Source organism: Sphingobium cupriresistens LL01, from assembly GCF_001046645.1.
GTDB classification, from domain to species: Bacteria; Pseudomonadota; Alphaproteobacteria; order Sphingomonadales; family Sphingomonadaceae; genus Sphingobium; species Sphingobium cupriresistens.
Map to the genome: position 1 here is coordinate 7,501 of NZ_KQ130438.1, position 12,801 is coordinate 20,301.

The window sequence follows — 12,801 nt, forward strand, 5'->3', positions numbered from 1 at the left end:
CGAATACGAAGGAGCGCAGCGGCGCGATCGACTTTTCCAGCGCGGGGCCACGGGTGATATGCGCCGCCGCCTCCGGCCCCAGCCGGATCGCCAGCTCGTCCCACAGCCGGTCGTCGGACCAGTCCTCGACTTTTTCGTCCAGCGCCACCTGCACATAATAGCGGCTGCGCGTCGCCGACCGCATCGAGGCCAGCGCAAAGCCGCGCTCGTGATTGGCGTAGATCAGCTCATGGTTGCACGGCGGCACATCCGCCAGGATGCCGAGCCAGCCGAAGGGATAGACCTTCTCATAATGGCGCGCGACCGACGCCGGCATCGCCTTGCGCGAGGGGCCGTGGAAGCCGTCGCAGCCGCACAGGAACTGCGCGTCGATCCGATGGGTCGCGCCGTTCTTGCTATAGGTGATGTAGGGCGCGTCGCCATCGACATCGTGCAGCGCCACATCGGCGGCGTCGTAGATGATCTCCAGCCCGCGTTCGGGCGCAGCCTCCATCAGGTCGCGGGTCACTTCGGTCTGGCCATAGACCATCACCTGCCTGCCGGTCAGCGCCGCTATGTCGATGCGGATCAGCCTTTCCCCATCGGCCAGATGAAAGCCGTCATGCGGCAGCCCCTCCGCGTGCATCCGCGCGCCCAGCCCCAGCCGGTCCATGAGGTCGGTGGTGGTGCGCTCCAACACCCCGGCGCGGATGCGGCCCAGCACATAGTCGGGCGAGGCCCGCTCGACGATGACCGCCTCGATCCCCTCGACCCGCAGCAGATGCCCCAGCATCAGCCCGGCGGGTCCAGCGCCCACGATCGCGACCTGCGTCTTCATGATCATCCTCTCCATGTCCTTTGGCATTGGAGGACATGATGCCGGGTCGCCAAGCGCACGCCCATGGCGGGACCAGCCGCTTATTTGGACGATTCAACCGACCTGGCGCCGTCGGATCAGCACTTCAGGGGCAACGCGACCAAGCATGAATGGACTATCCGCCGACGATCAGGCCGCAGGCAGCGTCACCACGCTATCGGGTGCGTCGCGCAGCCGCAAATAGAGTTTGCCGTCCTGCGGCGCGGGCGCCTTGAGCGCAGAGCCGGTATAGCCATGCGCCACCTGCGCCGCCTGGTCGAGAGTCGGCGTCGCGCCCACCGCATCGATCAGGAACAGGTCGCGCCCCGTGATCGTGCAACCGTCCGCCTTCGCTGCGCACGAAACCGCCGCGATCTGCGGCAGCCGCGCCAGCGTCACCAGCGGTTGCCAGTCGCTCGCCTCGCCCCCGCGCAGCAGGCGAAAGCGCAAGGGGCCAAACAGGGACGGCGCCATCGCCTTGGGGTCCAGCGTGGCGACCATCACATAGGGACTTTCCAGCCGCAGGCCATTGGCGGCGGTCAGTCGGATCGTCGCGCCATCCTCGACCGGCGCAACCTCGATCGCGTCGCTCGCGCTCAATTTCGTGCCCTCGCCCGCCCGCACCGAAAAGACGAGCTGGCCATTGTCCGGCAACAGATTGTCGCCATTGAGCGCCAGCACCTTGCCGTTCGCGGGCGGCGCGCCCAGGCTGACATCCTTGCTCAGCAGTCCTATCTGCGGTCGCGCGTCCGCCACCGTCAGGGCAAGGCTCACGCTCCGCTCGTCGCGCAGCTTGACCCGCGCCGTCGCCGCGCTGCCGGCTTCGAGCGCGACCGCATCGCTCTGCCCCACCAGCCGCAGCCGGTCCACCGCCCCGTCGCGCGTCAGCCCGTCCGGCCGCATCAGCAGGCCGTTCACATCCACGCTCTCCACTTGGTCCAGCCGTTGCCCGGACAGTAGCGCCGTTTTGTCCCCGGCATGGAGCAGCAGTCCGTCCAGTCGGCTCGCCTGCGCATAGCTGCGCAGCGCAATCGCCGACGGCTGGGCGACGCCCTGATATTTGACCTCGATGCTGAGCGCGCCGGGCTTGCGATCGGTCAGCGGCACGGTCAGCGCCAGCGCGTCGCGCCCCTGCACCTTCCATTCCATCGGTTTGGGCGCGCCCTCCCCCTGTCGCAACATCACGCTTTCGACGCAGGCGGGCGCGCCACCCTTCAGCACCAGCCCATTGTCGCGCCCGACGACCAGAGCGGCGCTATCGCCCTCCACCGTCCATCCGCCCGCATCGGGCATCTGCACCATGAAGTCCGGCCCCTCGAACCGATCGAAGCCCCATCGGCCAAAAAGATGGCCCTGCACCGTTCCTTTGAACGCTGGCGGCGCATCATCGCCGGTCAGCACATAACCGCCCCGGTCGGCGCGCGCCTCCAGCGGCAGGTCTACCGTCTCGCCCGACGCCGTCTTCAGCGCCAGCTTCACCTCGCGCGCATAGGGGGTGGAAAAGATCAGCGGAGCGCCCTCCACTGGCAACACCGTGCCCGCACGCGCCACGCAGATCGGCGCGTCGCCGCTGCGGCGCAGGCGCGGCGGACTGTCCGCCTCGATCGAGGGCATGGCGACCACCATCACAGACTTGGGTTTCTGGAAGGACGGCGCGGCGTTCAGCAACAGCGACATCCCCTCTGGCTTGCGCACGCTCAGGGTCGGCAGATAGTCGAATTGCGGGCTGCTGAACGCGCCGAATATCTTCGCGATGTCGCGCACCACGCCGATATAGGGGCTGTAAAAGCCATAGCCCGCCTCGCGCGTCGCGGCCAGTTGCAGCGCCAAGTCGGTGGGCGCCCCGGTCAGCGTTTCGGCGATCGAACTGCTATGGACGTCCGACAACACCAGCGCGTCGCGATTGTCGAGCAGGCAGGCCGCCTGCATCTCGACCACCTTGGACAGGCATTCCTCGTTCAGCTTCATCGCCAGGCTGCGCGCCAGCGTCGGCGCGACGCTGCGCAGATATTCGGGATGGCTGTTTTCCTGCGCCTTGATCGCCGCCATGAAGGCGTCCAGCCGCGACCGGTCCAGCGACGCCTGGTTCAGATCCTGCGTCGCGCGCACGAATTCGCCAGGCTTCCCCCGCACCGCGTCGGACAATACGCCCTCCGCTCCGCCGGTGTCGGGCACCAGGAACAGCACCATCTGCCGCGCGCCCTTGGGCACCGTCAGCACCAGCGCCTTGTCCTTGTCCTTCTTCTTCCAAGTCTCGGCGAACCGGACCCAGTCCTTGGGCGGCGGATTGGTCGCGCCGCGCAGGAAGGCGGACACCAGGATGAAGCGCGCGCCCTGATCGGCGGGCAGATCCGCCTCGATCGACAGCCGGTCGCCTTCGGACAGGCTGGGCACTTGCGCGATCGGCAGGCTCTGGTCGCCGCGCATCACCAATATGTCCAGCGCCGGGCCGGGCAATTCGAACGGCGCAGGTTCCGCCGCACCCACCGCGGCAGGCGCCAGCATGGCCAGCGTCAGCCCACCCAGCGCGCAACGGGCGGCCCGCATCATCCTGTCGATCGGCAACGGCTTCATAATCTATCCGGCATCCAGTTTCACGCACGCCCCCCAGCGCCTTTCCCATATGGTCAGGCATAAGCCAAGCGGAAGGATGAAGTCGCCAGCCTCCGCCCGGTTCACCCACACCGCACCGCGCGTGCCGGAACCGACCTGGTTTTCGGCAAAATCATGGACCATATTTGCCATCACGCCATCATCCTTTATGCCTGTGGCAAACGCCGCCACGTCGGCGGGCAGGGAGAGATGATGACGAGCGACATGCACCGCCGCGGCCTGCTCACGGCCTTGCCCGGCCTGGCTCTTGCCGGCGCCGCCGCCCCGCTCGCCGCGGCGCCCGGCGGCGCGCTCGCCACCCCCTCGCTCAGCCTCGCCATGCGCCTGCGCGTTCTGATCGGCGCGCCGCAGGAACTGGGCATGGTCGATGGCGTGCGTAAGCGGGTCATACCCATCACCGGCGGCAGCGTCGATGGCCCGCGCCTCACCGGCAAAGTGCTGCCCGGCGGCGCGGACTGGCAATCGATCCGGACGGACGGCACCGCCGACATCCTCGCCCGCTATTCGCTGCAAGCGGATGATGGCGCGGTCATCTCCGTCGTCAATCCCGGCTATCGCCATGGCCCCGCGCCGGTGCTGGCCCGCATCGCGGCGGGCGAAGTGGTGGACCCATCTCTCTATTATTTCCGCACCACCCCGCGTTTCGAGGTGGCGGGCGACGGCCCCCACGCCTGGCTCGGCCGCACCGTCTTCCTGTGCGCCGCCGCCCGCTTCAAGGACCATGTCGCGCTGGACATTTTCGCGGTCGGCTGACACTGACGGATGATAAAGTATAGGGGGGCGGGACCAAGGATGACCGACATCAGGCACAGGCTGGACGAAGCCCCCATGGGCCGGCTCCAGATAGCGGCGATCATCCTGTGCATCCTGCTAAACGCGCTCGACGGCTTCGACGTGCTGGCCATTAGCTTCGCCTCGCCCGGCATCGCCGCGGAATGGGGGATTGATCGCGCCGCGCTCGGCCTCGTCCTGTCGATGGAGTTGATCGGCATGGCGATCGGATCGGTGCTTCTTGGCAACTTGGCCGACCGCATCGGCCGCCGCCCGACCATCTTGGGCTGCCTCGTCGTCATGGCGGCGGGCATGGCCGGCGCGACCCAGGCGTGGGACGTAGTGTCGCTCTCGCTTATCCGTCTGCTTACCGGCCTCGGCATCGGCGGGATGCTCGCCTGCACCAACGCCATGGTCGCCGAACTGTCCAACGCCCGCTCGCGCAGCCTCGCCGTCGCGATCATGGCGGCGGGCTACCCGGTCGGCGCGATCCTGGGCGGGTCTGTCGCCTCGCACTTGCTGGTTGCGGGCGACTGGCGCGACATCTTCCTGTTCGGCGGCGGCGTTACGGCCCTCTTCCTGCCCGTCTCGCTCTGGCTGCTGCCCGAATCGATCGGCTTCCTGTTACAAAAGCGCCCCAAAGGCGCCTTGGCGCGGATCAACCGCCTGCTTGCCCGCATGGGCCACGCCCCTGCCGACGCCTTGCCCGCGCCCGATCCTACCGCGACAAAGCCGTCCTTCGCGGCTCTGTTCGCACCCGGCCTTGCACGAACCACCATATTGCTGACGCTCGCTTATTTCTGCCACATCATGACCTTCTACTTCATCCTGAAATGGGTGCCCAAGATTGTCGTGGACATGGGTTTCGCACCATCCGCCGCGGGCGGCGTGCTAGTCTGGGCCAATGTCGGCGGTCTCGCCGGCGCGCTGCTGCTGGGCGCGCTCAGTTGGCGGCTACCGCTGCGCGCACTTGTCATGTTGGCGATGGTCGCCTCCACCGTGATGGTGACGCTCTTTGGCCAGGGGCAGACGACGCTCGCCGGCCTTAGTCTGATCGCCGCCTGCGCGGGCTTCTTCACCAATGGCGCGGTGGTCGGCCTCTATGCGCTGGTGGCCCATTCCTTCCCGACCGCGGTGCGCGCCGGCGGGACCGGCATCGTCATCGGCATCGGCCGCGGCGGAGCAGCACTGGGTCCGATCCTCGCAGGCTTCCTTTTCACGCTCGATTTCGGCCTCCCGGCTGTGGCTCTCGTCATGGCGCTCGGTTCGCTGGTCGGCGCAACCCTGCTCGCGATGCTGCGGCACCCAATTAAAATCAGGCTTTGATACGATCGTTGCAGCCTCTAATGGAAGCGCTTCACTATCAAGAAGGATGCGATATGAACAATAGCGACCTAGCCGACGCCCTCGCCGGCGAGCATGACCTCACCAAGGCTGATGCTCGCAAGCTCGTCGACGCCGTATTCGTGCAGATCGCCGGCGCTGCTGCGAAAGGCGAAGAAATCTCGCTAAACGGCTTCGGCAAATTCAAGGTCAAGGATAGCCCGGCCCGTGAAGGCCGCAACCCCTCGACTGGCGCGACCATTCAGATCGCTGCGTCGAAAAAGCTTACGTTCACGCCGGCGAAGGCCGTGAAGGATCAGCTGAACGGCTGATCTTGTGCTGGAGGCGTTCCACATCAGGGGCGCCTCCTCTCATGCGACATCTCGATGGTGACGCATTTCGGGGCGATGGCGATGCCGGGGTAGAGGATGCGCTCGCTTCCAACAAGCGCCTCGTCGCCGCCCGCGATGCCGGCGTGCCGATGATCTTCACCAACCTGGTCTATGAGCCGGGCGGCACGGATGGCGGCATGTTCTTGCGAAAGGCGCCAGCGTTGCGCGCCTTCCCACGCGGATCGCCGGACGGCGCTTTCCCCGACACATTGCAACCGCGCGCGAACGAGATGGGCGTGGACACGGTAATGGTGACAGGCTTTTCAACCAGTGTCGCGGGCACCTCCGCGATCGCAGTCCAGCTTGGGCAGAGCAGCGGCGTGTCGCGCACCATGGTCACGCCATGGTCGCTCGTAAAATTGGCGACCTCCGCATTGGCGACAGGGTAATAGGGCGACAAAGCCGCTACTTTCCTGATTCCGCCATGAGCGTTGAATGCGGCGATCAGCGATTGCGCGCCCGTGCAAAGCGGAATGCCTGCGACATCCTCGATCGCCTTCGACCACCGCGCTGATCCTTCCGCACCGCCGTAGAAGGTGACGGCGGACAGCGCGTTGGCATCCTCCACGATGATGCGGCTGTAATGATTGGTGACGCCGGCACGCAGATCGTCGAAATCGGGCTGCACCACCGTTGGTCGATGGCCCCAGCACGCCGAACTTCTTCCGCCAGCCCAGCACGTCACCCAGGGCGCAAAGCCGTGATATAGCGCATCGAGTGCTGTCGCACGCGCAACCGACTGCGCGATACGGTGCTGGCGTTGGATGGCGACGATGTCGATGCGATCGTGCAGGTCGGCGCCAATTTGTCGATGGTCCGGTTTGCCGCAGAAAAGGGCGGCACCCAGGCATGGATGCCGCCCCCGGTTGCGCGCGTGCAGTCGCGCAACAACTCAATCGCCTCGTCCGGCTTCAGAAAGATAATGTCGCGCGCACGCCGCCATAGCGGAAGCTGGCACGGTCGTAGCGAGCCACAAGGGTGGTGGGCGCGGCTGTACCTGCAGGCGCGGTGAAACGGTTGGACGCATCGCCGATACCGACAAGGAAATGCTTGTTGGTGACATTGTTGACGAAGAAGTCGAGTGACCAGCCGCTGTCCGACGAGGCAAGACCGGCGCGCAGATTGAGGACGCCATAACCGCGCTGGCGCGTATTGGGATTGCCAAGCAGGTCGTAGATCACCGAACTCTGATAGCGGTAGAATATGTTGCCGGTGATATCGACGCCTCCCCCGATCGGCGTGCGATAATCGACGCTAGCCGTCCCCTTCCAGCGCGGCGAATTGGGGAGGCGATGTCCGGCAATATTGCCTTGCGACGTGCCGCCCTGCGGAAGCGCCATGCAACCAAGAGCTGCGGTTTGCCCCTGATAGCAGGCAGCACCGGGATAATCGACGATATAGGAGTCGGTGTAGGAGCCGGCGGTGGACAGGGTCAGGCCATCGATGGCCCGGAAACTCAGTTGGGTTTCCACGCCGCGGGTCCGCACCTTGCCGATCGCGAGGAGGCGAATGACCGGCGCAACGCCAGGATTGCTCGAATCGATCGACTGAACCTGATAATTTTTATAGTTCGCCAGGAAGCCGTTGATGTTGAATGTGACCCGCCGATCGAAGAAGCGCGCCTTCATGCCAGCTTCTATATTGTTGACGGTTTCGCTTTCCAGCGGCACCAGTTCGCCTATGGACGCTGCGGCATTATTCTCCACGTCATAGGCCTCGCCCGTCTCCGCGCGGGAATAAGTGGCATAGATGGAGACATCCGGCGTAAATTCATGCCGCAGGCTGGCCTCGCCGCCCCAGAAACCATAGCCGCTGTCACCCGCGGAGGTGCGGGTTACGGCGTCTGTCGCCACATTGCGGAAGTCCCAGCGATAATCCTGCTTGTCATGCTGGTAGCGAAGCCCCCCCGTCAGATAATCCTTGTCGGTGAACTGCCAGGTTGCGCGGCCAAAGACCGCAAAACTCTTCTGATCGACATAGCGCAACCAGTTTACCGGGAAGACCTGCCGCCGGACATAGGGCTGGTCGATCGCCGTGTCGGTGTAGATGGCTCCGACCAGATAGGTCAGGTTGCCGCTAGAGGGCGACGCCAGACGGATTTCCTGCGTTTTATATTCAGTTTGTACGTCGGTATAGGCAAAAAAGGTCGCCGGATTGTCCGGGTAACCGAAGAAGACGTCCGCGCGAGGCTGAGCGCTCTTCGAATAAGAAGTGATCGACGACAAGGTGCCCAGGTCACCCACATCCAGATCCAGACGCAGCGAAAGTCCCTTATCGCGCGTATCGGCTGTCGCCGTCTGTTCCGAAGTGAAGGTGCGATTGCCATTCTTAATCGTATAGGGCAGCGCGGACAGCGGATTGCGTCCCTGGTCGAGCGTCAGATAGGCTGCGGGATTGTCGGCACGGAAATAGGGACCGCCGGCGATGAACGGACCCGCCGTGCGATCGGTCGAAAGATAATAGCCTGTCAACAGGGCAGAAAAGGCTTCGCTAGGCTGCCAGAGCAGTTTGGCGCGCACGCCTTCGGTCTTCCAGCCTCCGAATTTTCCCGGCTTTTCGCTGTTGCGCAGGTTTCCGGCCCAATGATTGAGGAAGGCGGAAACGCTGAACGCGACCGTATTGCTGACCGGCGTCGTTGCGAACACGTTGAACCGGGTCTGCTCGTCCGTCGTCTGCTCAAAGGCGAAATCGGCGCTTGGCGTAAAGCTGGGCGCGCGGGTCACGATGTTGATGATGCCGCCGGCGGCATTACGACCCGACAGGGTGGACTGGGGACCAGCGAAAACTTCGACGCGCTGAACATCGGTCAATTCGTTGGCCAGCGTCGAATAGGTCGGCAACGGAATGTCGTCGACGATGATGCCGGTCTGCGATTGGACGCCGATCGAGTTGGCGATTGACACGATGCCGCGAATGCCCGGCGCGCGGGCATTCTGCGTCTGATCGGACCCGGTAACCGAGGGCGAAATGTTGGACAATTCGTTGAGCCGGGTAACGCCGGCGCTCACCAGCACTTCACTACTCAGCACATCGACCTGTTTGGGAACGTCCTGGACATTTTCGGTGCGCTTCTGCGCGGTCACGACGATGTCGCCAGTGTCGCCTCCGCCATCCTGTGGCGCCTGCTGCGCGTGGGCGGCAACGCTCATGCACGCCAAGCCGATAAACGCGGTAGACGAAAATAGACGATTTTTCACAACACCCTCCCATTGCATCTTTGACCCGCCATTGTCACAGCGAACCTTAGAAATCGTTTTCTTGATATGCGAATGATCACTCGCGCTAAAAATGTCAACCCGATTCTCAACTGGCTCGCAATCTCGTCTTATAAGTGCTTCTTCATCATAGGTCGGCCTGGCCATGAGAGTGCTCTGAGAGAAATGCTTTACAGACAATATGGCTTTGCCTATGCCAGCCTTCATGAGCAGCTGCTGCCAGCGGAAGGCAGGCCGGCGCGTAGAGGACGTCCCAGCAACAGCACAGGCCGGCGATGACGATCCGCGACGCACCTTCCGCCGATGCGGCAACTTCCATTCTTGAGAAAGCTGAGAGCGGCGATACCCGCCGCCGACTGATCGGAACCAGGGACTGACATGGCGAACAAGATTTCGGCGCGCCGAGCCTTCATTTCGTTGATTGCAACGGGTATGCTGTTGCTTGCCGCCTGCTCAGGCAACGGACCGAACCCAGGCGAATGGAAGACTTATGGCGGGGAGAATGGACAACGCTTCTCAAGGTTGAGCCAGATCAATCCGGGCAATGTCGCCCAGCTGACGCAGGCCTGGCGGTTCGATGCAGGCGCGCAGGGTGGCCTCCAGACGTCCCCGCTCGTCATCGATAACATCCTTTACGGCTATGGCGCCGACCAGTCGGCCTTCGCCCTTGATGCAGCAACCGGAAAGCTGCTGTGGCGCTTCAATTCGGGCCTGACGAGCGGCCAGCCCGTCCGCGGCATGTCCTACTGGTCCGATCGCACTGGGCGGAGCCTCTTCGTTTCCAGCCTCAATTTCGTCTATGCGCTCGATCCCAAGACCGGCAAGCCGGTTCAGAGCTTCGGCCAGGGCGGTCGCATAGACCTTCGCGAAGGGTTGGACCGCGATCCTGACGACGTCGCCGTGTTCGCCACTACGCCGGGCGTCGTCTATAACGACCTGCTCATCATGGGTTTCCGAACCTCGGAGAATGCACCGGCCGCGCCCGGCACGATCCGGGCCTATGACGTGCGCACCGGCAAGATAAGATGGGCGTTCCATACGATCCCCTATCCCGGCGAGAAGGGCCATGAAACTTGGCCGGCCGATGCCTACAGGACCGCCGGCGCATCGAACAATTGGGCAGGCATGGCGGTTGACGAGAAGCGCGGCATCCTCTTCGTGCCGACTGGCTCGCCCGTCTTCGACTTTTTCGGCGGCGACCGAAAGGGCGACAATCTCTTCAGCAACAGCCTGGTCGCCCTCAATGCCGCCAATGGCAAGCGGCTATGGCATTTCCAGGCGGTGCATCACGACCTGTGGGACCGGGATTTCCCCTCGCCGCCTACGCTGGTGACAGTGCGACATGAAGGCCGCATGGTCGATGCTGTTGCACAGACAAGCAAGCAAGGCTTCATCTTCGTCCTCGACAGGGCAACAGGAAAGTCGCTTTTCCCCATCGAGGAACGCGCGGTGCCCGCCAGCGATGTACCCTGCGAATTCACCTCCCCCACCCAGCCCTTTCCGGTCCTGCCGGAACCCTTTGCCCGCCAGCGGCTGACCAGGGATATGCTGACCCGGCGCACACCGGGGGCCCATGCGGCCGCGCTTGCGAAGTTCCGTACCATGCGCAGCGAAGGCCAGTTCGTGCCTTTCTCAACGGAGCGGGACACGGTCATATTTCCCGGTTTCGACGGCGGGGCCGAGTGGGGCGGTTCCGCCTTTGATCCCAGGCATGGCATTCTCTACGTGAACGCGAATGACGTTCCCTGGTATACGCGACTTGTGCGCAATGTGCAGTCTCCGGCCGGAGATGTGGGCGCGCAGGTCTACCAGGCCAATTGCTCGGCGTGCCACGGCCCCGACCGCAAAGGGTCGCCCCCGGAGATTCCAGCTCTGGTCGGCGTGGGGTCCAGACTTTTTCCCCATGAGATCCGCATGGTGATCGCCAATGGTCGGGGCCGTATGCCCGGCTTCCCCCAGGTGGCCGGCGCTCAGCTTGCAGCGCTCACCGCCTTCCTCGTCAACAATGGGAAGTCGCCTCCTTCTGGCGGCGGCGGCCGCGAGGTGGCGGCCATCGGCCAAGCGGCCAAACCGGCCCCCTACACCATCGGAGGCTATAATAAGTTCATCGACCAGGACGGCTATCCTGCCGTGACGCCTCCCTGGGGCACGCTCAACGCCATCGATCTCAATAGCGGTAAATATCTCTGGCGCGTGCCGCTCGGCCAATATCCAGAACTGGCCGCCAAGGGCATGGGCAACACCGGCTCTGAAAATTATGGCGGCCCCGTCGTCACGGCCAGCGGCCTGCTCTTCATCGGCGCTACCATCTATGACCGTAAGTTCAGGGCCTTCGACAGCCGGACCGGCAAGCTGCTTTGGGAAACTCAGCTTCCCTACGCAGGCACCGCCACGCCGGTCACCTACAGCGTCAATGGCCGTCAGTTCTTAGTGATCGCGACAAGCGGCTCTCGCAATCCCGCCGGGCCTCAGGGGGCCGCCTATGTCGCCTTCGCATTGCCCAAAAGCCGCTAAGGACGGATGATTGCTCGACAGTCCGAGCTATCATCCGCATGATGCGCCCATGACGACAATCCGTGACGTAGCGAAAATGGCAAAAGTATCCGTGGCGACGGTCTCGCGGACCCTCAGCCAACCGGATAAAGTCAATGAAATTATGCGTAAGCGCGTCCAGGCGGCCGTCGCCAAGCTGGGATATGAACCCAATCGCGCGGCACGTTCCCTCCGGACGCTCAAATCATCGAAGATCCTTGTCACCGTACCCGATATTTCAAATCCCTTTTTCTCTGACGTCATCCGCGGGGCGGAAGAAGCGGCGCGCGAAGCCGATTATTCAGTCGTGCTGGGCGACACCCGGTCGGACCCGGTGATCGAGAACAGCTATGCCACCATGTTTAAACGGCGCGAGGTTGACGGATTCATTTTCCTGGGACATCGCCTGCCGGAAATATTGGCAACCTCGGTTGCCGCGAGCGAAGTTCCCATGCCCATTGTCCATGGGTGCGAATATAGTCCGGGATTGCAAGTCTCCAGTGTGCATATCGACAATGTCGCGGCAGGCGCTGATGCCCTGCGGCATCTTGTAGATCTTGGCCACCGCAACATCGGCGTGATCACGGGGCCGCTCGACAGCCCTTTGAGCCGCGACCGGCTTGAGGGCGCACGCCGGATCGCTCAAAATGCGGGCCTTGCCGATATCCTTGTTCGCAGCGGCGACTTTAGCGTGGAGTCTGGCTTTGCCGAGGCAAGTCAGCTTCTCTGCGAGAATGATGTGTCGGCGATATTCTGTTTCAGCGATGAACTTGCCATAGGCGCGCTGCGCGCCGTGCGCCATCTGGGCCTTACCTGTCCGGACGACGTCTCGCTGGTGGGCTGCGACGATATTCGCTTTGCTCGCTTCCTCAACCCGCCACTCACCACCATCGCCCAGCCAAGCGCCCAGATTGGCAGGCGGGCGGTCAGAATGCTGTTGGAAATATTGGACGGTCATCAGGACGGGCTGGAATCCGTAACCCTGTCCCATCGCCTGATCGTGCGGCAAAGCAGCGCCGCGCCTTCGCTTGGGCGACTGGATTCGCCCAGAGCGACGACCGCGCCCGCTTGAGGCAGCCAACCGACTGGTCGATCCGCTACAACGGCCGCGGCTCGGCGA

10 protein-coding genes (1 of these 10 only partly in view) are annotated in these 12,801 nt (G+C 63.8%); 5 read left to right on the forward strand and 5 right to left on the reverse strand.

Annotated features, from left to right (window positions below; translation table 11 throughout):
* The 3 genes from pobA to V473_RS24210 all read right to left on the reverse strand — a co-directional run.
* Positions 1–817, reverse strand: partial view of a 4-hydroxybenzoate 3-monooxygenase gene (gene pobA / locus V473_RS19990; protein ID WP_066609207.1) — the 5' portion only. Its footprint begins 353 nt before the window's first position; the window shows 817 of its 1,170 coding nt (coding positions 1–817); its start codon is at positions 815–817; its stop codon lies beyond the left edge, outside the window.
* A gap of 168 nt (positions 818–985) precedes the next feature.
* Positions 986–3,409 (reverse strand): hypothetical protein, encoded by a 2,424-nt coding sequence (locus V473_RS19995; protein WP_066609079.1) that lies wholly within the window; start codon positions 3,407–3,409, stop codon positions 986–988.
* Positions 3,410–3,412: 3 nt separating this feature from the next.
* On the reverse strand, positions 3,413–3,583 hold the full coding sequence (locus V473_RS24210; RefSeq protein ID WP_169793972.1) for a hypothetical protein: 171 nt from the start codon (positions 3,581–3,583) through the stop codon (positions 3,413–3,415).
* Positions 3,584–3,637: 54 nt separating this feature from the next.
* Between V473_RS24210 and V473_RS20000 the strand changes: the two genes are divergently transcribed.
* Genes V473_RS20000 through V473_RS20010 form a run of 3 tightly spaced genes read left to right on the forward strand, consistent with a single transcriptional unit; the run spans position 3,638 to position 5,874 of the window.
* Positions 3,638–4,201, forward strand: coding sequence for a DUF3237 domain-containing protein (locus V473_RS20000; protein ID WP_244884548.1), 564 nt, complete (start codon positions 3,638–3,640; stop codon positions 4,199–4,201).
* 39 nt (positions 4,202–4,240) lie between these two features.
* On the forward strand, positions 4,241–5,545 hold the full coding sequence (locus V473_RS20005; RefSeq protein WP_066609080.1) for an MFS transporter: 1,305 nt from the start codon (positions 4,241–4,243) through the stop codon (positions 5,543–5,545).
* A 53-nt stretch (positions 5,546–5,598) separates the two neighbouring features.
* The gene (locus V473_RS20010) at positions 5,599–5,874 is read left to right on the forward strand and encodes an HU family DNA-binding protein (protein ID WP_066609209.1); all 276 of its coding nucleotides are present in this window, start codon (positions 5,599–5,601) and stop codon (positions 5,872–5,874) included.
* 169 nt (positions 5,875–6,043) lie between these two features.
* Here the strand turns inward: V473_RS20010 and V473_RS24600 are convergent, their stop codons facing one another.
* A complete protein-coding gene (locus tag V473_RS24600; RefSeq protein ID WP_066609081.1) occupies positions 6,044–6,565 on the reverse strand; it encodes a hypothetical protein in 522 nt (173 codons plus the stop codon).
* Positions 6,566–6,845: 280 nt separating this feature from the next.
* Complete coding sequence (locus V473_RS20025) at positions 6,846–9,083, reverse strand: TonB-dependent receptor (protein WP_066609083.1); 2,238 nt, start codon at positions 9,081–9,083, stop codon at positions 6,846–6,848.
* A gap of 444 nt (positions 9,084–9,527) precedes the next feature.
* Between V473_RS20025 and V473_RS20030 the strand changes: the two genes are divergently transcribed.
* Positions 9,528–11,663, forward strand: coding sequence for an outer membrane protein assembly factor BamB family protein (locus V473_RS20030; protein ID WP_082679258.1), 2,136 nt, complete (start codon positions 9,528–9,530; stop codon positions 11,661–11,663).
* A 10-nt stretch (positions 11,664–11,673) separates the two neighbouring features.
* Positions 11,674–12,753 carry a LacI family DNA-binding transcriptional regulator gene (locus tag V473_RS20035; RefSeq protein WP_244884549.1) on the forward strand — a complete coding sequence of 360 codons (1,080 nt, stop codon included), beginning with the start codon at positions 11,674–11,676 and terminating at the stop codon, positions 12,751–12,753.
* Positions 12,754–12,801: the final 48 nt, after the last annotated feature.